21 protein-coding genes are annotated in these 22,228 nt (G+C 57.2%); 13 read left to right on the forward strand and 8 right to left on the reverse strand.

The genetic code is table 11. The features are described from left to right. The first annotated feature begins 133 nt into the window (after positions 1 to 133). Positions 134 to 556 (forward strand): tetratricopeptide repeat protein, encoded by a 423-nt coding sequence (locus tag GQF00_RS10120; protein WP_161319024.1) that lies wholly within the window; start codon positions 134 to 136, stop codon positions 554 to 556. Between the two features lie 81 nt (positions 557 to 637). Here the strand turns inward: GQF00_RS10120 and GQF00_RS10125 are convergent, their stop codons facing one another. Further along, positions 638 to 1,039, reverse strand: a complete 402-nt coding sequence (locus GQF00_RS10125; RefSeq protein WP_161319025.1) for an MAPEG family protein — start codon at positions 1,037 to 1,039, stop codon at positions 638 to 640. Between the two features lie 313 nt (positions 1,040 to 1,352). On the opposite strand from GQF00_RS10125, the gene GQF00_RS10130 reads away from it, so the two are divergent. The 3 genes from GQF00_RS10130 (at position 1,353) to GQF00_RS10140 (ending at position 4,278) form a co-directional block, all read left to right on the forward strand. After that, positions 1,353 to 2,747, forward strand: a complete 1,395-nt coding sequence (locus tag GQF00_RS10130) for a hypothetical protein (protein WP_161319026.1) — start codon at positions 1,353 to 1,355, stop codon at positions 2,745 to 2,747. A gap of 149 nt (positions 2,748 to 2,896) precedes the next feature. After that, a complete protein-coding gene (locus tag GQF00_RS10135; RefSeq protein ID WP_161319027.1) occupies positions 2,897 to 3,442 on the forward strand; it encodes a hypothetical protein in 546 nt (181 codons plus the stop codon). A gap of 329 nt (positions 3,443 to 3,771) precedes the next feature. Continuing rightward, positions 3,772 to 4,278, forward strand: coding sequence for a M20/M25/M40 family metallo-hydrolase (locus GQF00_RS10140; protein WP_237440459.1), 507 nt, complete (start codon positions 3,772 to 3,774; stop codon positions 4,276 to 4,278). Between the two features lie 93 nt (positions 4,279 to 4,371). Here GQF00_RS10140 and GQF00_RS10145 read toward each other — a convergent pair whose 3' ends face one another. The 3 genes from GQF00_RS10145 to GQF00_RS10155 all read right to left on the reverse strand — a co-directional run bounded on the left by GQF00_RS10145 (position 4,372) and on the right by GQF00_RS10155 (position 5,819). Next, complete coding sequence (locus GQF00_RS10145) at positions 4,372 to 4,773, reverse strand: GFA family protein (protein WP_161319028.1); 402 nt, start codon at positions 4,771 to 4,773, stop codon at positions 4,372 to 4,374. Between the two features lie 61 nt (positions 4,774 to 4,834). Further along, positions 4,835 to 5,215: a hypothetical protein gene (locus GQF00_RS10150; protein WP_202560441.1), complete on the reverse strand. Its 381-nt coding sequence runs from the start codon at positions 5,213 to 5,215 to the stop codon at positions 4,835 to 4,837. A 10-nt stretch (positions 5,216 to 5,225) separates the two neighbouring features. Then, a complete protein-coding gene (locus tag GQF00_RS10155) occupies positions 5,226 to 5,819 on the reverse strand; it encodes an NAD(P)H-dependent oxidoreductase (RefSeq protein WP_161319029.1) in 594 nt (197 codons plus the stop codon). Positions 5,820 to 5,953: 134 nt separating this feature from the next. On the opposite strand from GQF00_RS10155, the gene GQF00_RS10160 reads away from it, so the two are divergent. Further along, positions 5,954 to 6,313 carry a helix-turn-helix domain-containing protein gene (locus GQF00_RS10160; RefSeq protein ID WP_161319030.1) on the forward strand — a complete coding sequence of 120 codons (360 nt, stop codon included), beginning with the start codon at positions 5,954 to 5,956 and terminating at the stop codon, positions 6,311 to 6,313. Positions 6,314 to 6,336: 23 nt separating this feature from the next. Here the strand turns inward: GQF00_RS10160 and GQF00_RS10165 are convergent, their stop codons facing one another. From GQF00_RS10165 to polA, 3 genes are all read right to left on the reverse strand, one after another. Then, entirely contained in the window at positions 6,337 to 7,536 is a 1,200-nt protein-coding gene (locus GQF00_RS10165) for a low temperature requirement protein A (RefSeq protein WP_161319031.1), read from the reverse strand. Positions 7,537 to 7,724: 188 nt separating this feature from the next. Further along, entirely contained in the window at positions 7,725 to 9,836 is a 2,112-nt protein-coding gene (locus GQF00_RS10170) for an AAA family ATPase (protein ID WP_161319032.1), read from the reverse strand. A gap of 33 nt (positions 9,837 to 9,869) precedes the next feature. Beyond that, a complete protein-coding gene (gene polA, locus GQF00_RS10175; protein ID WP_161319033.1) occupies positions 9,870 to 12,638 on the reverse strand; it encodes a DNA polymerase I in 2,769 nt (922 codons plus the stop codon). A 575-nt stretch (positions 12,639 to 13,213) separates the two neighbouring features. Here polA and GQF00_RS10180 point away from each other — a divergent pair. The 6 genes from GQF00_RS10180 (at position 13,214) to GQF00_RS10205 (ending at position 18,996) form a co-directional block, all read left to right on the forward strand. Next, positions 13,214 to 16,012 carry a monovalent cation/H+ antiporter subunit A gene (locus tag GQF00_RS10180; protein WP_161319034.1) on the forward strand — a complete coding sequence of 933 codons (2,799 nt, stop codon included), beginning with the start codon at positions 13,214 to 13,216 and terminating at the stop codon, positions 16,010 to 16,012. Continuing rightward, complete coding sequence (locus tag GQF00_RS10185) at positions 16,012 to 16,356, forward strand: Na+/H+ antiporter subunit C (protein ID WP_161319035.1); 345 nt, start codon at positions 16,012 to 16,014, stop codon at positions 16,354 to 16,356. Before GQF00_RS10180 ends, GQF00_RS10185 begins: the two co-directional genes overlap by 1 nt. Beyond that, the gene (locus GQF00_RS10190; RefSeq protein WP_161319036.1) at positions 16,353 to 17,831 is read left to right on the forward strand and encodes a monovalent cation/H+ antiporter subunit D; all 1,479 of its coding nucleotides are present in this window, start codon (positions 16,353 to 16,355) and stop codon (positions 17,829 to 17,831) included. The genes GQF00_RS10185 and GQF00_RS10190 overlap by 4 nt, the downstream gene beginning before the upstream one ends. Then, the gene (locus tag GQF00_RS10195) at positions 17,828 to 18,325 is read left to right on the forward strand and encodes a Na+/H+ antiporter subunit E (protein WP_161319037.1); all 498 of its coding nucleotides are present in this window, start codon (positions 17,828 to 17,830) and stop codon (positions 18,323 to 18,325) included. Before GQF00_RS10190 ends, GQF00_RS10195 begins: the two co-directional genes overlap by 4 nt. Beyond that, positions 18,319 to 18,588, forward strand: a complete 270-nt coding sequence (locus GQF00_RS10200; RefSeq protein WP_161319038.1) for a K+/H+ antiporter subunit F — start codon at positions 18,319 to 18,321, stop codon at positions 18,586 to 18,588. The genes GQF00_RS10195 and GQF00_RS10200 overlap by 7 nt, the downstream gene beginning before the upstream one ends. 75 nt (positions 18,589 to 18,663) lie before the next feature. After that, a complete protein-coding gene (locus GQF00_RS10205; protein ID WP_161319039.1) occupies positions 18,664 to 18,996 on the forward strand; it encodes a Na+/H+ antiporter subunit G in 333 nt (110 codons plus the stop codon). A gap of 1,319 nt (positions 18,997 to 20,315) precedes the next feature. Here GQF00_RS10205 and yihA read toward each other — a convergent pair. Further along, positions 20,316 to 20,957, reverse strand: a complete 642-nt coding sequence (gene yihA / locus GQF00_RS10210) for a ribosome biogenesis GTP-binding protein YihA/YsxC (protein WP_161319040.1) — start codon at positions 20,955 to 20,957, stop codon at positions 20,316 to 20,318. A 176-nt stretch (positions 20,958 to 21,133) separates the two neighbouring features. Here yihA and GQF00_RS10215 point away from each other — a divergent pair, with 176 nt between their 5' ends. Both GQF00_RS10215 and GQF00_RS10220 read left to right on the forward strand, forming a co-directional pair. Further along, complete coding sequence (locus GQF00_RS10215) at positions 21,134 to 21,430, forward strand: cytochrome c5 family protein (protein WP_161319041.1); 297 nt, start codon at positions 21,134 to 21,136, stop codon at positions 21,428 to 21,430. A 24-nt stretch (positions 21,431 to 21,454) separates the two neighbouring features. Further along, positions 21,455 to 22,105, forward strand: a complete 651-nt coding sequence (locus tag GQF00_RS10220) for a cytochrome c4 (protein WP_161319042.1) — start codon at positions 21,455 to 21,457, stop codon at positions 22,103 to 22,105. The last annotated feature ends 123 nt before the right edge of the window (positions 22,106 to 22,228 follow it).

The following is a 22,228-nucleotide window of genomic DNA, read 5'->3' on the forward strand; positions in this document are numbered from 1 at the left end:
TACAGGATCGTGAGATAAGGCTGACATCCTGTAAGGGTCGCAGCCTATGCTGATGGGTTTTGCTAGCGTTCGTTTCCATTTTCTGTGTATTCGGCCCGCTTGGGCTTTTCGTATCTGGCTAGTGGGAGAGACAATGATTAACACCAAGATATACAAGGCCGTTTACAGTCTGGCGGAAAAACTGATGGAAGCGGCCAGGAAAAATGATCAGGCGGAGTTCGATGCGCTGTATGCCCAGCTCAAGGCCATTTGCACCGACAACGACGGCACTGACAAAGACCACCCCGAGCAATGGGAAACCCTGGCCGACTTCACCGACGATCTGAATGCCGCCCTGGTGGTTTACGAAACAGCGCGGGGCAAGGCACTGGCCATTAACGCCAAGGACCACCTCGCCTCCATTGGTTTTTCCATGGCGAAATTGCAGCTGGAGCTGGGGCAAAAAGTGGAGGCGATCCGCAGTCTTGAGGACGCAAAAATCAGCGCCAACAAGATCGAGGATAAAGAACTGAAAGCGGAAATTGATACGCTGCTTGCGGGGTTGCTGGAGGGTTAACTGGAGCGGTATCAGAAGCGGTAAAAAAACCGGGAGCAGACCTGCTCCCGGTTTCCTCGTTCTCATGTCGTCATCACTTTGCTACAGCAGCGCAAACGCCAGATACAGCATCAATGCCACCTGAGCCAGGAACAGACTGGCGCGGATGAACACCAGCGGGAAACTGGTGCCGGCAAGATGCACCAGGCTTTGCCCGATACGGGCCGCAACGACAAAGCCTGCCACCGCGTTGACGATCTCGCTCTGACCCGTAGCGGCGGCGACCAGCACCAGCGCCGCAAACAGCGGCAGGTTCTCCAGGCAGTTCAGGTGGGCGGCCTTGGCGCGTACCAGAATCGCCGGATCATCCACCGGTTCACCCCGCTCCCAGTGGTTGGCGGCTTTCTTGCCCGTGAGGACCAGCGGCAGCCGATATGTGGCGTAACTGAGCGCCAGAATCAGCGTCCAGACGATATAGATAAGTAGTGCAGTCATTCCAGTCATGGGGCGGCCCTTCCATCTCAAAAGAAAACAGCGTGGTGAGGGGCGCGGCAAGGTGGCGTGAAGTATGGGGTTTGGGCGCTTCACAGCCCTCGCGGTGAATGCCTTCTTTCATGCAGCGATTTTCGATTAAACAGGCCGCCAATGCGCTTTTATGTAAGAGATGGCTTACATAAAAAAGGGACTGCACTCGGTAGAATACCCCTTCAGCGTGCCGTCATGTAGCGAAATCTGCCTAACTGAAGCGAGCAGTCACGGCAAATGGGTGCCTCCTGGCTCACCGGTTGGTTCAGGGAAATAAAAACAAGGAATGTATGTGAAAACATTGCTAAGTGTCGGTCTTCTGAGTGGCCTCTCTTTATTTTTGGCGGGTTGCGGAGGCGGCGGCTCGTCGTCGCCTATGCCGTCGGCGTCCACGGGCTCTTCCCCGGTGGTGCCGGCCTCCATCGAGTACTTTGATAGAAGCTCCGGCAACCTGACCGGCAAGGTGGTGTATGACTACAGCACCTCCGGCCAGCTGCGTTCCCGTTATCTCTCTCCCGGCGAAGACGGTCTCTGGGATACCACCGACGATACCGATTCCCTGTTCCTGGAATGTGACTACGTGGCCCACGAGGAGGCCGACAGTGCCTTGCCGCGTCAACGGTTTCTGCCTGTTCATGCCATAGCCCGTTCACCCTCCGGTGCAGCGGCGTTGGCCGAATCCGGTCAGCCCGATGGCGAAGCCATGTATTGCCCCGCGTTTGAAGGCTATCGAGTCACCCGTGAGGAATATTGCACTGGGGCAAGTTGTCCCCACGGGAATGGCGGGTATCTGATGATGCTCTCTCGGGTGAGAGAAGGGAGTGTCGTGACCGATTCGCAAACCCTCACCGCGTATCAGGAGGGTGTTGAGGATGGCTTGTTAGGACAATCCCAACAGACCACGATTCCACTGGATGAAGCAGGCAGACCCGAAACTATCGAGATCGAGGTTCTGGAAACGGACTTTGTTTCAGCGGGGCTCGCCGATGTCTGTGATACCGGCTCCAATGCCGCTCTTGAGGCGTTGGACTATCGCAGCTGCAAACTGCTGGACGAAACAGTGCGTTACACCTACGCCGATAACAGCGTCGGGCGTGAAGTGGATTACTACCACGACTATGTGTTCAACCACACCGAGCACAGCGTGCGTACCCTGGATCCCGAGCTGAATACCTACACAGTCGAGATCGACAAGGACTTTGTCTCCGGTGAGCCCGCCCCGATGCGGGTGGTATACCAGCTCGATGCCCGTGATCAGGTTACTGGGTCCACCACCCGGGAAGCCGGTGAGGATGGTCTGCTGGATACGGCTGACGATGTGCTAACCCTCGGTCCGTCGTACGAGTACCGCCCCGATGGCAGCCCGAAGAGCACCTGGCAAGCGCTGGGGGATCAGGGGGTTCACTACCAGTACGACGCAGCGGGCCGCCTGAAAACCCAGACAGTCTATCCAGACACCTCGGGCGTTGCGTCCATCAAATACGAATTTTCTTATGCGGGCGGCAGGCTGAAGGAGGAAGATGTGTTCAGGCCACGGTCTGCTGAAGACCCGACCCTGGTCTTGGCGCGCCGCATCACCTACCGCGCAGCGGCGGCAGGCTTTCCTGCCGGTTTTAACGCAGATGGCCCGCAGTATTTTTCCAATACAACGTTGTCAGGATTGCAGCGGCGGTTTGATCTGCCGTAACTAGATGAGATGCAGGCCTTGGGGTTGGGCTGAGTCTTTATATTTCCTGGGATAATGTGTGCGTATTCCTTCTTTCGAGATGGATTGTCGACTAATGTTGTCGATGTTTTTTGGGGTTGTGATTTATATTCAAGAGGTATTGAAAAACTATGAAAGTGGTATTTGTTGTATTTATTTTTCTTTTTCTTTCTGCGTGCGCATCAAAATCAGGGTTTGAGCCGTATGAAGCAACGCCGGGTAATGAAAAAACAGAAGCGATGAGTTACAAGATTGAAGAAGGTGATTTTTCATTGTCTGGTCCGGATGTGGGCGAGAGTTATCCTGGCGAAGCTGAGCTTAAGTCAGATTTCTATGGATATCTAAAAGATAGCATCGATGAAAGAGGGGTGGACGGCGAGAGTTATACGCTAAGGGTCTCGGTCGAGTGGGAAAGGCGCATGTCGGGTATAAAAAAGGACAGCGTTTTCTCCTCCGCGGTTTGCCGTTTTAATTCTGAAATAATAAAAAACGGCGAAGTTGTTGCCGTTGACTACGGCGACCCCTTGAATGCCGATTCAGCAAAATACAATAACAAAAACTTCTTTAATAACTTAAAAAGAATGGCTGACACTTTGACTCAAAGTGGAGATGCCGATTCAGAGCAAAGAGAAATGAAACGCTGCGCGATGCTGCTTGTAGAGCGATTGCCCAAGTAGGGCGCTGTTGCAAGAAGGTTAGAAGCAAACCTGGGGTCAGATACCCTGTTACGTCGCTCCGTCCATCAAATACCAATTTGCTTATGCGGGCGGTAGGCTGAGGAAGGAAGAGGTGTTCAAGCCAGGGGCTGCTGAAGACTCGACCCTGGTCTTGGCACGCCGCATCACCTACCGCGCAGCGGTGGCCGGCTTTCCTGCCGGGTTTAACACGGATGGCCTGAAGTATTTTCCAATGCCACCTTGTCAGGGTTGGAGAGGCGGTTTGATCTGTCGTAACCAGGCGGAGTGCAGGTCTGGGGTTGGACTAAGTCTTTATATTTGCTCCGCTAATGTATGCGTGTCCCTTCTTTCTTGCCCAGCTTAACTGGACTACCGTCGAGGCCGGCAGCAAGCGCAACCAGATCCCCGCCCAGGCGCAAGCCGGCGGCGATGTGCGTATCCTCAACGAGAAAGCCGGTGAACGCCTGCTCAAGGCGCTGCAAAAAAAGATCAGCGAAAGCAAACAGGTGGCCGACACCACCACCCAGGTGCGTATTGAGCCGGGTCGCCCGCCCTATGTGGCCGGCCCAAAAGGCGAGGCCCTGGCCCGCAGGGCCCAGGCGATCTATCAGGAGCTGGATGGACGCAAGCTGATCCTGATTCCGCATACCTTCGGTGGCACCGATGCCGGCTACGCCGCCCGTTCCGGCAAACCGGCGGTACTGGAAAGCCTGGGTCTGGCTGGCTGGGGCTACCACGCGCGTAACGAATACATCGAGATCGACTCGATTGCTCCGCGCCTGTATCTGGCTTCGCGTTTACTGATTGAATTGGGCAAGGACTACAGCAGGCCGTAATGCGGTACACCAGGTCGGGGTGTCCTGTGCCAGCGCAGGCAGGCTGAATTGATGCGTGCCCCCTATTTCCATTTCCATTCCTCCCCCGCCGGGTCAGCGTTTAGGCAGGGAATCGTCGATGTCCACGGTGCGGCGGTCATAGAAAAAGTGTGCGTTGGGTTGGCAGCTTTCCGGCAGGGTGCCGTGGTGATTCTTTCGGAATAGCCATTGCGAAACGATCTTCCAGCCCATGGCGTTGGTGTTGTAGAGCACCTCGCCACATTGCTGGCAGAAGACGCGAGTCATGTTGCTGGTAGCGGATTGGAACACGGTCAGCACGTCACTGCCCTTGGCGACACTCACCTGATCACTGTCCCAGGCCAGCACGGAATGAAAGGGCACCTGTAGCAGGTTTCGGCAATCTTCGCAGTGGCAATGGGCGTGGACTCTGGGGTTGCCGTTCAGAGTGATAACCACCTCTCCACAGTCGCAATGCACCTGATGTTGTTCCGTCATGTTGGGCTCCTTTTGTTAGAGGCGCTGGCGAGCGCGGTGGCCCGCCAAGCTTTACATTGCCTCAGGGCTTCTCTTCGACAATGATCGCCATCACGGGCTCGCTTCCCGTATTGGTCACCTGGTGAGACCAGGCCTTGTGCCACATTACATGGCCATCCGGCACGGTCACGTCCATGGCGTCGCCGCCGGGCAGGGTAATACGCAGGGAACCGCCTTTCTGAAAATAGACGGTTTCATCGCGGTGGTCATGCGGGCGGTCCGATTCGCCCGGTTCGAGCACCATTTCCAGTACCAGCACCTGATCATTCTCCAGCAATACCCGGTACTGATCCGGGGAGGTCACGTGGGCGGATTTGTGCTGTGCATGGCTGGCGGTGCTGCAACCGGTCACGTTCAGGGCCATGCCAAATAGCAAAGCCGGAGTAGCGTATTTTTTTAGCATGTTTGCTCCCTCAGACTGCGGGTAGGTGGGTGTCGAGATGTTGCTGGAAACGCACAAAATCGTTTTCTGCCTGGGCATTCTTCATCACGTCGAAGCATGCAAAGGTATCCAGCGGTGTCATGCCGAAAAAGCGGAAATTCATGTGCATGGGGAACAGCAGGTCGTCGACGCCCTTGCCCTGAAACAGGTATTCCTGTGGATCGTCGAAGGCTTCTTGCGGGGCATTGAAGGTCAGCGAGAGCATGTAACGCTTGCCGTTCAGGGTGCCGCCGGCCCCGTAGTTGGCCTTGGGGGCGGCTTCGGTGCGGCCATCGCCATGGCACAGGGCGCCACCCATGCCGGCGGTGTACACCTCGTCCATGTATTTCTTGAACACCCACGGCACTCCCATCCAGTTCACCGGGGTCTGCAGCAGGATCACATCGGCCCACTGGTGGTGGGCCAGTTCCTGCTCCACGTCCCAGCCCTTGTCGACTTCCACAATGCGGATCTGGTGGCCATTGGCCTGGAGCTGCTCGCTGGCCCGTTGCACCAGTGACGCGTTGAGTTTGCCCTCGGCAAACGGGTAGGGGTGGTGGGCATTAATAATCAGGATGTTGCTCATCAGGGTCTCCATGAAACAGGTGAAGGTGACAGCGGGTTGCTGGTTACCAATCTATTTCAGGTATACTATTTATACCTGTTGGCGTGGATCAATTAGTATCCTTTTGGAAACCTGGTGCTTAGGGCGGTGAAAAAATGAAAAGTCGCATCGAAACAGATGGTTATGGCAGGAAAAAAGTCATCGATGCCTGCATGGAACCCTGCGCCATCGAGCGGGGCATGCGCATTATCGGCGGCAAGTGGACCGGCTCGCTGATCTATCACCTCAAGGATGGCCCGGTACGCTTCAATGATCTGAATCGCCTGCTCGGCGGCGCCACCAAGAAGATGATCGACCAGCGGCTCAAGGCGCTGGAAGCTCGCGGGATGGTGCTGAGAACGGTGATCAACGACAGGCCTATTGCCGTGACCTATGAGCTCACCGAGCTGGGGCGCAGTGCGCTGGATATTCTGGAAGATCTGCGGTTGTGGTCGGAGAAGTATGATATTCGGTAGGGGGAGCGTACTCCCCCCTTCTATCACTGTCGCTCAAAATGCGGCATGTCACGTGCCGCCCGATAAAGCGGCACGGCAATTTGCGAGAACAGCGCCAGCCCCCAGAGCAGGTTGCCGATAATCGAGGGCACGAAAGGATGCACGGCCAGCACGACCAGGGCCATGACAATACCGAATAGCCGCAGAGCCGGGCTGTGACCGCGGCAGGCATGGCTGTCCTCCGCCACGAGCCGCTGCAGTATCCATAGCGCGGCGAGAAAGACGGCGAGACCCACCGAGCCGAGGGCCCCGTAACCCGTCGGGTAGGGCTCCAATAGGCCAACATAGACTTCGCCGGCCAGCGCCACGCCAATCGTCACCGCGCTCCACAGGATGGTAATGTGCGCCAGCCAGTATCCCACCAGGACACCGATGTCGCGGCTCTTCGGTTTGGCGTTGCCGGCGCTGTCGAAATAGACCCAGGCCAGTGCGAAGAGCGACAGGCCGCCCATGGCCACATTGAAGAAGGTGCCGGCGCCGATCTTGTAGACCCCTTTGTCGGCCAGTGTCAGCACCAACTTGAAAAAGCCTTCCCCCAGCAGGATCAGCATCAACAGGCCGAAGCGCTCAGAGATATGCCCGAGTCGCGGGACGAATCGGGCGAACCGCAGCGTCCCTACCCGCGGCAGCATGTACTGCAGCTGGATCAACGCAACGCTGGCGCCGAACACCCAGTAGGCCAGGGGTTTAGGCAAAAACGCGGACAGCGCGAACAGCCCGGCCAGCACAAAGAAATTCCGTCCCTGCTCGTGTGCCAGCGTATCGGAGGCGTCGCCAACACAGCGCGCCCGCCAGTACAGATAGGCGGTGATCGTCCGGTTCAGTGCGTAGCCCAGCGCAAAGTAGGTCCACCCTTTGCCGGTCACGTCAGGAATGGCCGCGGCGATGAACATCATGGTGACGATCTGCAGCGCCATGGCAGCGCGATGGGGCATGTCCGTGGAGATATAGAGGGAGTTGTAGACGGAGCTGTCCGCCCAGGCATAGAAAATCGCCAGGAACAGCCCGGTAAATACCCAGAAGCCCTGCCAATCCATATGGTGGGAGAGGTAGTTCCCCAGAATGAAGATCGTCACCACATGGATCAGATCGAAGAACAGCTCGACCCAATGCACATGATCGTGGGCGTCGTCAGCATCCATGTAATGGCGTGGCCGCCGCCAGAGAGGATCGTTCGCTGCCATGGGGGGCTCCTTGTGGGCGTTGCATTCTCTTGGGGGCGGATTATAGGTTGGCCAGCCTTATTGATCTAACTGGTGACGCTGCGCGACCAGTGCCGTGCTCCTTGGCCTTCGGGTAAGTGTCAGGCCATTTTTTACAGCTTATATATGTGCGTGTCCCTTCTTTCTAACCCCTGATCCCATTGCTGAAATTAAGAGTTAATAATTGACTCTAATATGCACTCCATTTCTTTTGGCCTAATTTTATTTAGCCTCATTCTTTCAATTATTAGATTTCTGAGGTGGCGATACTGACATCCGATTCCAGATTTCTGACACATCTTGTTTAAAACGTCTCTTCCTCGAAAGGTTGTCTTCCAGTCTCCGTTGAGAAGATCATTTTTTAGATTTTCTCGGATAGATTTCTCTAGTTCCATCAAAGATTCTTTGCTTAATTCACTAGATGATAATTTTTCTAAGCCTTTAATCGTTTCATTGATGGTTTCTGAATATTTTTCGGGGAGGTTCTCGCTATCGGTTTTGTTTATATTAAGTCGGATTTTTGACTTGAAAGAATTTTTAACAAAGTGGTCTAATTTTATGGAGATTAAATTTTCTAAGGTTTCTTCGGCTGAATCAAAGAGTAGAGATCTAACCTTTTCAAGGGTGAATCTCCCCTGCCTGTTATCTAAGCTTTCAAGAACGTAAGAAATGGCTTCTTCGTCTAGAAGGTAGTTTTCTATATGGTAAGATGGCCATTGGAATATATGATCGTCGTCCGGCTTTTCTTTATCGAAGTCGCTATCAACAATGGCATAGAATTTCCTGGCATAAATATCACTGTTTTCGGCGGCCCTGAGTAATGGGGTTAGACTTAGGGCTGATCGTTTTGATCCAGATGAGATTATGTTTAGTTTATCGATCTTGTCAGGTAGCAGGCTTCGCAGAATGGTTTCGTCTATTCCTGGATCCCCTTGTCCCTCCAGGAGCAGTACCTTTGAGTGTGGATTGAAAGCTGCCACATCACCAACCAGATCTATAATGGTTGATTCGAAGTCGTTGGGGTTATCTTTGGTGAGGCGTTTGGCCTGATTCTCCTCTCTGTCAGCGTGAAAGGGCTCCAGGTGAAAAACTTGGTATCCGGGTAGTGACATTGCCTCCCGTAAAATTGCGTCAGAGTGAGTGATCATGATTATTTGGTTGCCTGCATTTTTTCCAAGGTTTTTTTCATAAAATCTGGCGAGACCCTTTGATAGGGCTGGGTTTAAATGTAGCTCTGGTTCATCTAGTAAAACGATGGAGTTGCGGGGTACATTGTTATGTAGGCGCAAGTATCCAAGTAAAAGCTCCTTTTCTCCTGAACTTAATTCGTCAATGTCGTGCTGTCCTCCCCCTTCTAAATATACAGGGAATTCTAAGCCTCCATCTTCTACTGGAACTGGGCCGTCAAATCGCTTTCCAGGGAAGAAAATCGAAAATAGCTCTTTTAGAGATGAGATTAAATTCGCGGAATCTTCTTGAGGTTTCTTTGTGGCTCTTTCTGATAAGAGTTGTTTTATGTAGGCGCTTGCCATCTCGCCTTTTATGCCGTTGTATTTGTTTTGTGAGTTGTAAAGTCTATGCTGTGCAGCTCGTTGGTTTCTGGCTTCAACATTAAGGTTTATATTTGCGATCCGTTCTTTATTATAAGATCTATTGGGGCTATGAAACTCAATTACTCCCAAATCAGACGGATTGTCTGTGCTGAATACTATTTCCATAACAAGCGATGGCCGTATCATTACTTCTGCGCTGGGAGTAACATAAATTCCTAAATGGTATTCACTCAATGCCAGCTCTTGCTCTATCTTCTCAATGTCTAGTCTGGCTTGCTCTTCCACTTGAGCTTCAAATCGTGCTCGTTGAGCGGGTGGAACAACTATCGCTTCTTCTTTGATTAGTCCTAGCGAGGACCTCTGCGATTTTCTGCCTGTGTACTGCTCCCACATTCTGTTTCTTATCATTAAGGGAGCTGTTTTTCGTATATACTCTTTTTCATCCTTTTCAAGGGTAAAACTAATTTCTATTTCTAAAGGCTTGGTGTGGTCTCTTGTTATTTTTTTTGCATCCGCCGAGAGGTCTTGAATGCTTAGTTCTGTGTAAAGCTGCTTTAATTCATTGTCGTACCACTGTCCGTAGGCTGATTTGATTAGCTTGATAGAGTCCAGGATTGTCGATTTTCCGCACCCATTTGCGCCTGCAATTACAATGCTTTCCCCAAGCTTATCCATCTCTGCATGCTGTATTGACTTAAAATTTTTCACGCAAAGCGAAACGATTTTCATTGACTGTCCCTGTTTATTGAATGGTGGGCAGCATTAATGCGCCTCGTCCCAATTCTCCCCAATCCCCGCATCCACAATCAACGGCACCTTCAATGCCGCCGCTGATTCCATGCGAACCTTCACTTCCTTGACCAGATCCTCCACCTGATCCTCGGCCACTTCAAACACCAGTTCATCGTGCACCTGCATGATCATCTTGGCGTCGAAGTCGGTGGTGTCCAGCCAGTCGTGTACCTGGATCATGGCCATTTTGATGATGTCGGCGGCGGTGCCCTGCATGGGGGCGTTGATGGCGGTGCGTTCGGCGGCCTGGCGGCGTTGGCCGTTGCTGCTGCGGATTTCCGGCAGGTAGAGGCGGCGGCCGAACAGGGTTTCCACGTAGCCTTGTTCCGAGGCCTGGGCGCGGGTTTCTTCCATGTAGCGTTTTACGCCCGGGTAGCGTTCGAAGTACAGGTCGATGTAGTCCTGGGCTTCCTTGCGCGGCAGGCCCAGCTGTTTGGCCAGGCCAAAGGCGCTCATGCCGTAGATCAGGCCGAAGTTGATGGCCTTGGCGTTGCGGCGGTCGTTGTCGCTGACCTCGTCCAGGCTTTTGCCCCACACTTCCGCGGCGGTGGCGCGGTGAATATCCAGGCCTTTTTCGAAGGCGTCGGTGAGGCCCTTGTCGCCGCTTAGGTGCGCCATGATGCGCAGTTCGATCTGGGAGTAATCACAGGCGACGATCTTTCTGCCTTCGGGGGCGAGGAAGGCCTGGCGGATCTTGCGGCCTTCCTCGCTGCGCACCGGGATGTTCTGCAGGTTGGGATCGCTGGAAGACAGACGCCCGGTGGCGGCCACCGCCTGGTGGTAGGAGGTGTGCACGCGGCCGGTGCGCGGGTTGATCAGCTCCGGCAGCTTGTCGGTGTAGGTGTTCTTCAGTTTGGCCACGCCGCGGTAATCCATGATCACCTGGGGCAGGGGGTATTCCAGGGCCAGTTCCTGCAGTACCGGTTCCGCCGTTGAGGGCGCGCCCTTGGGGGTCTTCTTGATGACCGGAATTTCCAGTTTCTCGTAGAGGATTTCGCCCAGCTGTTTGGGGCTGGCCAGGTTGAATTCCTGCCCGGCGATCTCGAAGGCTTTTTCCTGCAGTTCCGCCATGCGCTTGGCCAGGAACTGGCTCTGGTGCTTGAGCAGGGTGGCGTCCACGTAGGTGCCGTTGCGTTCGATGCGGCTGAGTACGTTGACCAGGGGCAGTTCGATGTCGCGGAACACTTCGGGCAGGCGGCCTTCCTTTTCCAGTTTGGGCCACAGGGTCTGGTGCAGGCGCAGGGTCACGTCGGCATCTTCGGCGGCATAGCGGCTGGCTTCGTGCAGGCCCACCTGGTTGAAGGTGAGCTGCTTGGCGCCCTTGCCGGCGATCTCTTCAAAGCTGATGGTCTTGCGGCCCAGGTACTTGAGCGCCAGGGAATCCATGTCGTGGCGGGTGGCCACGGAATCCAGTACGTAGGACTCCAGCATGGTGTCGTAGGCCACGCCGCGCAGGGTGATGCCCACATCTTCGGCCAGCACGCTCATGTCGTACTTCAGGTTCTGGCCAATTTTCTTGAGGTTGTCGTCTTCCAGCAGCGGCTTGAAGGCGTCCATGACGAGCTGCTTGTCGAGCTGGTCCGGGGCGCCGGGGTAGTTGTGACCGAAGGGGATGTAGGCGGCCTTGTCGTCCACGGCCACACAGAAGCCCACCAGTTCGGCGTTCATGTAGTTGAGGCTGGTGGTTTCGGTGTCGAAGGAAAACTCGCCGGCGCTTTTCAGTTTGTCGATCCACTTGTCCAGCTGCGCCTGGGTGTAGACGATGTCGTAGGCGTCGCGGCCGAAGGTGGGGGCCGGGGGCGCATCGTCATCCGCGTCCATTTCCACGTCTTTGCCCGCGTCTTCGGCCACCGGGTCCTTGCCGCCCAGCAGCTCCTTGAGCCAGCCCTTGAATTCCAGGCTGCGGTAATATTCGGCCAGTTTTTCCGCGTCCGGGGTTTGCAGTTTCAGGTCGTCCAGGTCTTCGCTGAGTTCGCAGTCCAGCTTGATGGTGGCGAGCTTGTAGGAGAGGAACGCCTGTTCCTTGTGTTCTTCCAGTTTCTTGCCCAGGGTCTTGGCGCCCCGGAAGCTGAGCTCGGCCACCTTGTCGAGATTGGCGTAGATATTCTCCAGAGAGCCCAGGCCCTGGATCAGGCCCAGGGCGGTCTTCTCGCCCACGCCGGGGACGCCGGGGATGTTGTCCACCTTGTCGCCCATGAGGGCGAGGAAATCGATGATCAGCTCCGGGCCCACGCCGAACTTCTTCACCACGCCGTCGATGTCGTAGAGGGCGTCGTTCATGGTGTTGATCAGGGTGACCTGGTCGGTGACCAGCTGGGCCATGTCCTTGTCGCCGGTGGAGATCAGCACCGGTTTGCCCTGTTCGCCGAAGATGCGCGCAAAGGTGCCGATCACGTCGTCCGCTTCCACGCCTTCTTCGATGATCAGCGGCAGGCCCATGGCGCGGATCAGGTCATGCAGGGGCTGCACCTGCTCGCGCAGGTCGTCGGGCATGGGCGGGCGGTTGGATTTGTATTCTTCGAACAGTTCGTCGCGGAAGGTCTTGCCCTTGGCGTCGAAAATCACCGCCATGTATTCCGGGTCGTAGTCCTTCATCAGTTTGCGCAGCATGGCGGCGACCCCGCGCACCGCCCCGGTGGGTTGGCCGCTGGAGGTGGTGAGCGGCGGCAGGGCGTGAAAGGCGCGGTACAGGTAGGAGGAGCCATCGACGAGGATGATGGGTTTTTCGGCTGCGGACATGGTGCTCGGCTTCTGCTGATGAGTGAGTGGAGAGAGTGTAGCGGAATTGGGCGGGTTCGGCAGGCGGGGAGCTACAAGCTTCAAGCTGCAAGCTACAACGCGGGTTAGGCATCAGTTAAACGGGAATGCCGTGCCCGTGATTCTTTGGCGGTCTTCATTCAGCAAGTTGAATCTCCCACAAAACAATCATCTGGTGTAAAGGCAGGGCCCTTGAGGGAGGGGCAGCTTGCTGAACGAAGGTTCTCGCGCCCAGCCCAGGATCGCGGGCACGACCCTGTCAGCGAAGGTATGCCTTACTTCGCGTTGTAGCTTGCAGCTTGAAGCTTGTAGCTGTCCTTAGGCATACTCAGTGCTCCTTTCTATCAATACGGATGCCATGACCGCTTCTTTGGTCCAGCCCTGCCGCATCATTCTGTCCCAGTGCCCGCGCCGGGGGCGTCGTCCGTATTTTCCTGATCCGCCGCCGTTGTCATTGTCTTTCTAGCCTAGTCTGTTCAAGCTATCGGGCGGGTTGCCGCCTGTGAAAACGACGAATCCGCTTACGGGAAGCGGTATTCATGACAACGGATTGATCTATGAACCTTGCCTTTGTGGTGATGCTCCCGTTTCTGGGGGCGTGCCTGCCTCCGCTGGTGGAGAGGGTGTCGGCCAACCGCACCCTGATGGCGTGTGCGGTGGCGTTGATGCCGGCCACGGCGCTGGCGCTGCTGTTCAGCCCTGCCATGCAGGTGTTTGCCGGGGAAACCCTGCACAGCACGTTGCGCTGGATTCCCTCGCTGGATCTGTCGCTGGCCTTCCGTCTGGACGGGCTGGCATTGCTGTTTGCGATCCTGGTGCTGGGCATTGGCCTGCTGGTGATTCTCTACGCCCGCTATTACCTCTCCGCCAAGGAGAAGGCCGGGCGTTTCTATGCCTATCTGCTGCTGTTCATGGGCGCCATGCTCGGGGTGGTCACCAGTGACAACCTGTTGTTGCTGGTGGTGTTCTGGGAGCTCACCAGTCTTAGTTCCTTCCTGCTGATCGGCTTCTGGGGCCACCAGACCGGGGCGCGCAAGGGCGCACGCATGGCCATGACCGTGACCGGTATGGGTGGCCTGGCGCTGCTCGCCGGCGTGTTGCTGATGGGCAATGTGGTGGGCTCCTTCAATCTGCAGACGGTGCTGGAAAGCGGCGATGTGATCCGCGCCAGCAGCTGGTATCCAGTGATTCTCTGTCTGGTGCTGCTGGGGGTGTTCACCAAGAGCGCCCAGTTCCCGTTCCACTTCTGGCTACCCCATGCCATGGCGGCGCCTACGCCGGTGAGTGCCTACCTGCATTCGGCCACCATGGTGAAGGCGGGGGTGTTCCTGCTGGCGCGGCTCTACCCGGCCCTGGCCGGCACCGACCTGTGGTTCATGCTGGTGTCCCTGGCCGGCATGATGACCTTGCTGTGGGGGGCGTTTGTGGCCCTGTTCCAGCATGACCTGAAAGGGTTGCTGGCCTATTCCACCATCAGCCATCTGGGCCTGATTACCCTGTTGTTCGGCCTGAACAGCGAAATGGCGGCGGTGGCGGCGGTATTCCATATCATCAACCACGCCACCTTCAAGGCGAGCCTGTTCATGGCCGCCGGCATCATCGATCACGAGACCGGTACCCGCGACATGCGGCGCATTAATGGTTTGTGGAAGTACATGCCTTATACGGCGGTGCTGGCCATGGTGGCCTCCCTGGCCATGGCCGGGGTGCCGCTACTGAATGGCTTCCTGTCCAAGGAAATGTTCTTTGCCGAGACCCTGGACTCCCATCAATTGGGGGTGCTGAGCTGGATACTGCCGGTGGGGGCGACCCTGGGCGGGATGTTCTCGGTGGCCTATTCGGCACGCTTTATCCACGACGTGTTCTTCAATGGCGAGCCGGTGAATCTGCCCAAGTATCCGCCCCATGAGCCGCCGCGTTACATGAAGGTGCCGGTGGAGATTCTGGTGGCGCTATGTGTGGCGGTGGGCGTGTTCCCGGCGATCACTGTGGCCGCCCTGCTGGCGGTGGCCGCCAAGGCGACCCTGGGTGGCACCCTGCCGGACTACCATCTGGCTGTGTGGCACGGTTTCAATCTGCCGCTGCTGATGAGCTTTATTGCCACCGCGGGCGGGGTGCTGGTCTATACCCAGCGCCGTCGGCTGTTCGATTTGTGGGCCAGGGTGCCGCAACTGGATGCCAAGCTGGTCTTTGAAGGGCGGGTGCAGCAGCTCAACCGTGTTGCCGCCGCGATTAGCCGGCGTTTCCAGAATGGCTCACTGCAAAGCTATGTGGCCTGGCTGATTGCCCTGGTGGCCGTGATTCTGCTGACCCAGCTGGTGCGCCTGCCTGCAATGGACCTGAGCCAGTACACATTGCCCATGGACGGGGTGGCGATTCTCTGTACCTTCATGCTGGTGGCGGCAGCCCTGCTGACCACGCTGCTGCACCGTCACCGGATGACTTCCATCATGTCGTTAAGCGTGGTGGGACTGATGGTGTCGCTGTTGTTCGTGCGCTTCTCGGCGCCGGATCTGGCTCTGACCCAGCTCTCGGTAGAAGTGGTGACCATACTGTTGCTGATGCTGGCCATGTATTTCCTGCCGGTGCGCACCAAGGCGGAATCCTCCTCGATCCGGGTGATTCGTGATATTGCGCTGGCGCTGATCTGTGGTGTGGGCGTGGCCGTGATGGCTTTCCTGGTGATGACCGGTGAGACCAACACCATCAGCCAGTTCTTTATGGACAACAGCAAGCCTGGCGGCGGCGGGACCAATGTGGTGAATGTGATCCTGGTGGATTTCCGTGGCTTCGATACCTTTGGTGAAATCGTCGTGCTGGGCGTGGCGGCCATGGGCATTTATGCCTTGCTCAAGGACCTGGAGCTGCGTTCCGCCAAGTACGATTCCCTGGGCCGGCCCTGGGCAAAGGATGCGCATCCGTTGGTGCTGGTGACCATTTCGCGTCCCCTGTTGCCGCTGGCGCTGCTGATTGCGGTGTACATCTTCCTGCGAGGACACAACCTGCCTGGTGGTGGTTTCGTGGCGGGCCTGATCACCTCGGTGGCGCTGGTGCTGCAATATGTGGCGTCCGGGGTGGCGTGGGTGCACAGCCGCATGCCGGGGGACTATCACCCGGTGGTGGCGCTGGGTGTCTTGCTGGCCGGGCTCACCGGGGTGGGTAGCTGGGCGTTTGACCACCCCTTCCTGACCAGCAGCTTTACCTATGTGTACTGGCCGGTGGTGGGCAAGTTCGAGCTGGCCACCGCCATGCTGTTCGATATCGGGGTGTTCCTCACGGTGGTGGGCGCGACGCTGTTGATGCTGGCCAACCTGGGCAAGCTGTCGCTGCTGGATGACAAGAGGGAGGAGGCCTGATGGAACTGCTGGTCGCAATCATTATTGGTGTGCTGGTGTCCACCGGGGTCTACCTGTGCCTGCGGGCGCGGACCTTCCCGGTGGTACTGGGCCTGACCCTGCTCAGCTACGGGGTGAACGTGTTCCTGTTCTCCATGGGCGGGTTGAAAATCAACGAAGTGGCGGTGGTGGGCATGAGTGACAACCCCACCGACCCGTTGCCCCAGGCGCTGGTGCTCACCGCCATCGTGATCGGTTTTGCCATGACCGCGTTTCTGGTGGTGCTGGCCCTGCGCAGTCAGGGCGAGCACTACACGGATCATGTGGACGGCAAGGACGGTGAAAATCAGGGAGGGGCGCAATGAGTCACTGGATAATTGCACCCATCCTGTTGCCGGCGCTGGCCGGGCTGCTGTTGTTGCTGGAAGTGCGTGAGCGGCACCGGTTGCGACGGCTGACAGGTTTGCTGTCCTGTGCGGCCTTGCTGGCGGTGGCGGTCGTGCTGGTGGGGCAGGCCTGGGATGGTACCTATACGGTGTACAAGCTGGGTAACTGGGAGGCGCCGTTCGGCATCGTGCTGGTGCTGGACCGGTTCAGTGCCCTGATGGTGCTGCTCACTGCCGTGCTGGCCTTCCCGGCGTTGTTGTATGCCAGCTGCGGTGATGACCGCAAGGGCGCCAACTTCCACGGGTTGTTCCAGTTTCAGTTGATGGGCATCAACGGGGCGTTTCTGACCGGTGACCTGTTCAACCTGTTCGTGTTCTTCGAAGTGTTGCTGATCGCTTCCTATGGGCTGGCATTGCACGGTCGCGGCCCCGAGCGGGTGAAAGCCGGGTTGCATTATGTGGTGCTGAACCTGGTGGGGTCAGGCCTGTTCCTGATCGCCCTGGGGCTGATCTATGGCACCACTGGCACCCTGAACATGGCGGATGTGGCCACCAAGGCCCAGGTCTTGCCAGTGGGTGATACCACCCTGTTTACGGTGGCGCTGTTGTTGCTGTGGGTGGTGTTCGGGCTCAAGGCGGCCCTGTTCCCGTTGTATTTCTGGTTGCCGGCCACCTATGCCAGTGCCACCCCGGCCGTGGCGGCCCTGTTTGCCATCATGACCAAGGTGGGGATCTACGCCATGGTGCGGATGATGTCGCTGCTTATTGCGCCGATTCCGCCCATCGGCCAACAGGCGCTGTGGTGGATGGGGCTGGTTACCCTGTTGCTGGCCTGTGTCGGGGTGCTGGGGGCCAGGCGACTGGGCACCGCGGTGGCCTACCTGGTGGTGATGTCGGTGGGCACGCTGGTGGCAGCGTTCTCTGCGGGCTACGGCACTGCACTGGCCCCGGCGTTGTACTATCTGGTGCATTCCACCCTGATCTGTGGCGCCTTGTTCTTGCTGGCCGGCCTGATTGCCCGCGGCCGTGGCGAGGTGGGTGACGAACTGGTTGCGGGGCCGGCCATTCTGGGCGGCGGCCGGTTGTCCCTGTTGTTCTTTGTGGCGGCCATTGCGGTGGTCGGCTTGCCGCCGCTGTCCGGTTTCGTCGGCAAGGTGGCGCTATTGCAGGCCGTGCCCGAGCCGCTCTACTGGGCGTTGCTGCTGTTTGCCGGTCTGTGTGGCCTGATCGCCATGAGCCGTGCCGGGTCCACCCTGTTTTGGCGCACCACCGGTGAAAGTGCCGGCTTGCGGCCTTCCCGTCGACGGCTGCTGGCGGTGCTGTGGTTGCTTGTCCTCAGCCCGGCCATGGCGGTGTGGGGTGAATCGGGCCTGCAGTGGGCGGATGCGGTGGCGGATCAGCTGAAAATGCCGACGGCCTATATGGACGCTGTGCTGGGGGAGGATGCGCAATGAGTCGTTTCTGGAATCATGTGCTGCCGTTTCCCAGCCTGAGCCTGATACTGTGGCTGGCGTGGTTGCTGCTGAACGGTTTTAGCGCCGGGCATGCCTTGCTAGGGGCGGTGTTGGCGGTAGTGTTGCCGCTGACCACCAAACCGTTCTGGCCCAATGTGCCACGGGTTCGCAACTTGCCGCGCATGTTGGGTTTTGTGGTGGTGGTGTTGTACGACATTGTGGTGGCCAATGTATCGGTGGCCATCAAGGTGCTGGGGCCGCTCAAGTCTCTGCGGCCGGGGTTTGTGGAGTTCCCGCTGGAGCTGGATGACGATTTTGCCATCGCCCTGCTGGCGAGCACGATTTCCCTGACCCCCGGTACGGTGTCGGCAGATGTGAGTCAGGATCGCAAGACCCTGCTTATTCATGGTCTGGATGTGGAAGATCCGGCGGCCCTGGTGGCCGAGATCAAGCAGCGTTACGAGCGCCCGTTGAAGGAGATCTTCGAATGCTGAGCACTGCCTTATCGATTGCCATGGGCCTGTTTGTGCTGGCCTGGGTGTTGAATCTGGGCCGGCTGATTTTCGGCCCCAGTCTGCCGGACCGGGTGCTGGCGCTGGACACCATGTACATCAACAGTATTGCCCTTATCGTGCTGTATGGCATTCAGCAAAGCAGCAAGATGTATTTTGAAGCAGCCATGCTGATTGCCCTGATCGGGTTTGTCAGCACCGTGGCGGTGGCCAAGTACGTCACCCGCGGGGATATTATTGAATAAGCCGAATGCTGGAGGCCTGACGCTGGACGCGGTTTCGTCTGGCGTCGGGGATAAGGCGTCAGGCGCGGAGCGATTATGGATTCTCTGATTGAATGGGCGGTGTCGATTTTTGTGATCATTGGTGGTGTGTTTGCCCTGGTGGGTTCTATCGGCCTGGCGCGACTACCGGATTTCTATACCCGTCTGCATGGCCCCACCAAGGCCACCACCCTGGGAGTAGGCGGGACCATTCTGGGCTCGCTGGTTTACTTCTCCTGGCAGGAGCATGCCCTGCAACTGCATGAGGTGTTGATCACCCTGTTCCTGTTTATCACCGCACCGGTGTCTGCCCACATGCTCGCCAAGGCGGCCATGCACCGGGATCTCAAGCGGATGAAGGAAACCCGCGGGGAGCCGTGGAAGCAGTGAGGCGGCTCGCATCACGCGGAGTGTTGTGGGAGCGTGCCTGCACGCGATAAGGCTTCCAGTCGCACAATCGTCTGCAGGCAGATTCCCGCCGCGATAGGGACAAACTGGCCCGTAGGCATTCCTCAAAGAAAATGTATTTGCTGCGCGCCCCTTCGGGTCGCGCTTCGCGCGATTCGTCCCTCGAGAGGAACTCCTGCAGCGTTTTCTTGGTCAGGCCTGAATGGATTTCCTCAGTGGACTCCGTGATCGCGGTGGTAAAACCGTCTTTTGATCATCGAAATCGCGACGTGGAAGGTGGTGCTGGGCAAGGCCTGGAGCACGTTGTTGCGTGCGGCCTGAAGCGGGTTGCGAAGAAAATTGTAAAATGTACGAGAGGTTGGAACTTATCAAAAATCGGTGCGGTCACAGTAAGTAGCTACGGATTGGCACCCCCCCGATCCCCCAGTACCCTCAGCCGGTTCGTAGCTTATTTGGACTCCCTGATCTCTTCCCCCGAGATTAGGGCGGCAAGCCTCCCTGGCAGCACAGTCGTTCCCTTCCCCCAAGATTGCTGCCAGGGATTTTTTTTGCCCGCCGACCGGGTCAGCGAGCAAAAGGCTAGCGTTGATGCGTGTGGAAATCTGCATCTGAATAATATTTAAGCAAGCCTTGTGCCACTTCTTCCTGCTCGAACTAACCGTTGTCGAATCAACAAGCTAGACCCTTTGGGTGGGTAAGGCAGATTGTTGCCCTGCTCGAACAGGGAGCATGAGTGCCATTTCTCGCCAGTTTTGTGACGTGGATCGGCAGGACGGCAAAAAAACGTAAAAAAATACTTTGGGGGGGATGGAACTTTCAGTGAAAGAAGGCATCTTACTTACAGCGACGGGCCGGAACCCCCGATCCCCCAGTACCCTCACCGGTCCGTCGTTATATAGCCCCGGTCCTCTTCCCCCAAAGAGCCGGGGCGGCAAGCCTCCCTGGCAGCACAGTCGTTCCCTTCCCCCAAGGTTGCTGCCAGGGATTTTTTTTGCCTGGATTTTATGCTCGACGCCAGATGCTAAAACCCAAACCTGACTGAACCCGCTGCAGGAGTTCCCTTCCAGGGGACGAACCTCGCGCAGCGAGGCGACCGAAGGGAGCATTTTGGTATTCATGGGCCCCGACTCACGATCTGCGAATACCTGGGCCCTCCTGGATCAACCCCGGGGCAGGCTCAGTGGTCGTTTCCGTGTTTCGCACGGTTCGTCCCCTGGAAGGGAACTCCTACAGCAGCTTTGTAGAGGAGTGTGTTGTCGACGCAAAAAGGCCCGCCCGGTTACCGGGCGGGCCTTTTTGCGTCACGCATCAGGCGTCTCTGCCCCGAAGCCCTCCACGTCCAGCCATTCGCCCAGTTTGTTCCAGGCTTCTTCGCAGCCGGTGCCATTGGTGGCGGAGAACAGTTGCAGGCTGAGGGGGGCGGGGTGATTCCTTAACTGGCTCTGGACCTTGAGCAGGGTGCTCTTGGCGGCACCGAACTTCAGCTTGTCGGCCTTGGTCATCAGAATATGGATGGGCATGTTGGCCTGGGCGGACCATTCCAGCATCAGCTGGTCGAATTCCTTGAGTGGATGGCGGATGTCCATCATCAGTACCAGGCCGATCAGGGCCTGACGCTCGGCCAGGTAGTGATCCAGGTGCTGTTGCCACTCGTTGCGCTTGCTCTTTGCGACCTTGGCGTAGCCATAGCCGGGCAGATCCACCAGACGACGCTCTTCGTCCAGCTGGAAAAAATTGAGCAGCTGGGTGCGGCCGGGGGTCTTGGAGGTACGGGCCAGGGTGCGCTGGCTGGTAAGCCGGTTGATGGCGCTGGATTTCCCGGCGTTGGAGCGGCCGGCAAAGGCCACTTCACGGCCCTCGTCCGGGGGACACTGATCCAGCCGCTGGGCGCTTTGCAGGAATTGCGCGTGGTGCAGCAGGGTTTCCACGGGGTGCTGTGCCATGGTGGGCCTCTGTAGTTTATCCTTACCATTCACATGGAATATGACGGCGTGGGTTAGTCTGGTATATAATCCCGCCCGCCGGTCCCACTGGGGGACCGCGGACGTTCTACAAGGGTTTGCCCGGAAAGGCAAACCACTTCGCCAGCGGTTACGCCAGCTTAGCAGAGGTAGCGTTTATGAAGGGTATGGTTGCAGGTATTGCATTGGCTTTGGTGATGGGCTCTGCCGCCCACGCAGCAACGGTTGAGGAACGTTACAACGCAAGTTGTACTTTCTGTCATTCCACCGGTGCCGCCGGTGCGCCAAAATCCCATGATGAAGCCGCCTGGAAGCCTCGCATGGATAAAGGCATGGACACCATGGTGAAGCATGTAAAGGAAGGGTTTAATGCCATGCCGCCAAAAGGCATGTGCAACGACTGTAGCGACGACGAATACCGTGCTCTGATCGAGTACATGTCCAAAAGCAAATAAGACGCTGTACGTAAAGGATAGGCCATGAAGTTTGTAAAACTGTTCGTGCTGATGGCGGTTGCCACCGTCGCCACCCCTGCTCTGGCTGCCGGTGACGCTGAAGCCGGTGAAGCCAAGGCTGCTCCCTGTGCCGCCTGTCACGGTCAGGGCGGTAATGCCTCCATCCCCACCTACCCCAAGCTGGCGGGTCAGGGTGAAGAATATCTGGTCAAGCAGCTGCAGGACTTCAAGTCCGGCGCCCGTAACAACGCCATCATGGCTGGTCAGGTGGCCAACCTGAGCGAGCAGGACATGCAGGACATCGCTGCCTACTACGCCAAGCAATCTGTAGAAGCCGGTCAGGCCAATGCGGACCTGGTTGAGCAGGGTGAGCGTCTGTACCGCGGTGGCGACATGGCCAACAACATCCCGGCCTGCGCAGCCTGTCACGGTCCTGCCGGTCAGGGTATCGATGCGGCCAAGTACCCGCATCTGGCTGGTCAGAATGCCCAGTACACCGAAGACCAGCTAAAGGCTTTCCGTGCCGCTGGCCGGAATGACCTGGGTGACAACATCATCAAGCGTACCAATGACGGCTCTGTTGATGATCCAGGCATGATGCAGACTATCGCTGCAGAAATGAGCGATACCCAGATCAAGGCTGTTGCCAGCTTTATTTCCGGGTTGTCCAAATAAGTCTGTTTGGTTTCGGTTTGTAGAAAAGGCAGCCTTCGGGCTGCCTTTTTTATTGTTATCATGAAAAGATACTCCCCCGGATCGGGAGAAAAATCACTTGCCGGTGGTCACACTACCGGACAC

This window comes from Alcanivorax sp. DP30, assembly GCF_009882945.1.
Classification (GTDB): domain Bacteria; phylum Pseudomonadota; class Gammaproteobacteria; order Pseudomonadales; family Alcanivoracaceae; genus Alcanivorax.

Bases quoted from the DNA above. Each gene is read 5' to 3' on its own strand.
- GQF00_RS10120 (WP_161319024.1), top strand. From the start codon at position 134: ATGATTAACACCAAGATATACAAGGCCGTTTACAGTCTGGCGGAAAAA.
- GQF00_RS10215 (WP_161319041.1), top strand. From the start codon at position 21,134: ATGAAGGGTATGGTTGCAGGTATTGCATTGGCTTTGGTGATGGGCTCT.
- GQF00_RS10150 (WP_202560441.1), bottom strand. From the start codon at position 5,215: ATGCTAAAAAAATACGCTACTCCGGCTTTGCTATTTGGCATGGCCCTG.
- GQF00_RS10180 (WP_161319034.1), top strand. From the start codon at position 13,214: ATGAACCTTGCCTTTGTGGTGATGCTCCCGTTTCTGGGGGCGTGCCTG.
- GQF00_RS10135 (WP_161319027.1), top strand. From the start codon at position 2,897: ATGAAAGTGGTATTTGTTGTATTTATTTTTCTTTTTCTTTCTGCGTGC.
- GQF00_RS10165 (WP_161319031.1), bottom strand. From the start codon at position 7,536: ATGGCAGCGAACGATCCTCTCTGGCGGCGGCCACGCCATTACATGGAT.
- GQF00_RS10170 (WP_161319032.1), bottom strand. From the start codon at position 9,836: ATGAAAATCGTTTCGCTTTGCGTGAAAAATTTTAAGTCAATACAGCAT.
- GQF00_RS10155 (WP_161319029.1), bottom strand. From the start codon at position 5,819: ATGAGCAACATCCTGATTATTAATGCCCACCACCCCTACCCGTTTGCC.
- GQF00_RS10160 (WP_161319030.1), top strand. From the start codon at position 5,954: ATGAAAAGTCGCATCGAAACAGATGGTTATGGCAGGAAAAAAGTCATC.
- GQF00_RS10125 (WP_161319025.1), bottom strand. From the start codon at position 1,039: ATGACTGGAATGACTGCACTACTTATCTATATCGTCTGGACGCTGATT.
- GQF00_RS10195 (WP_161319037.1), top strand. From the start codon at position 17,828: ATGAGTCGTTTCTGGAATCATGTGCTGCCGTTTCCCAGCCTGAGCCTG.
- GQF00_RS10220 (WP_161319042.1), top strand. From the start codon at position 21,455: ATGAAGTTTGTAAAACTGTTCGTGCTGATGGCGGTTGCCACCGTCGCC.
- GQF00_RS10145 (WP_161319028.1), bottom strand. From the start codon at position 4,773: ATGACGGAACAACATCAGGTGCATTGCGACTGTGGAGAGGTGGTTATC.
- GQF00_RS10190 (WP_161319036.1), top strand. From the start codon at position 16,353: ATGAGTCACTGGATAATTGCACCCATCCTGTTGCCGGCGCTGGCCGGG.
- GQF00_RS10205 (WP_161319039.1), top strand. From the start codon at position 18,664: ATGGATTCTCTGATTGAATGGGCGGTGTCGATTTTTGTGATCATTGGT.
- GQF00_RS10200 (WP_161319038.1), top strand. From the start codon at position 18,319: ATGCTGAGCACTGCCTTATCGATTGCCATGGGCCTGTTTGTGCTGGCC.
- polA (WP_161319033.1), bottom strand. From the start codon at position 12,638: ATGTCCGCAGCCGAAAAACCCATCATCCTCGTCGATGGCTCCTCCTAC.
- GQF00_RS10140 (WP_237440459.1), top strand. From the start codon at position 3,772: ATGTATGCGTGTCCCTTCTTTCTTGCCCAGCTTAACTGGACTACCGTC.
- yihA (WP_161319040.1), bottom strand. From the start codon at position 20,957: ATGGCACAGCACCCCGTGGAAACCCTGCTGCACCACGCGCAATTCCTG.
- GQF00_RS10185 (WP_161319035.1), top strand. From the start codon at position 16,012: ATGGAACTGCTGGTCGCAATCATTATTGGTGTGCTGGTGTCCACCGGG.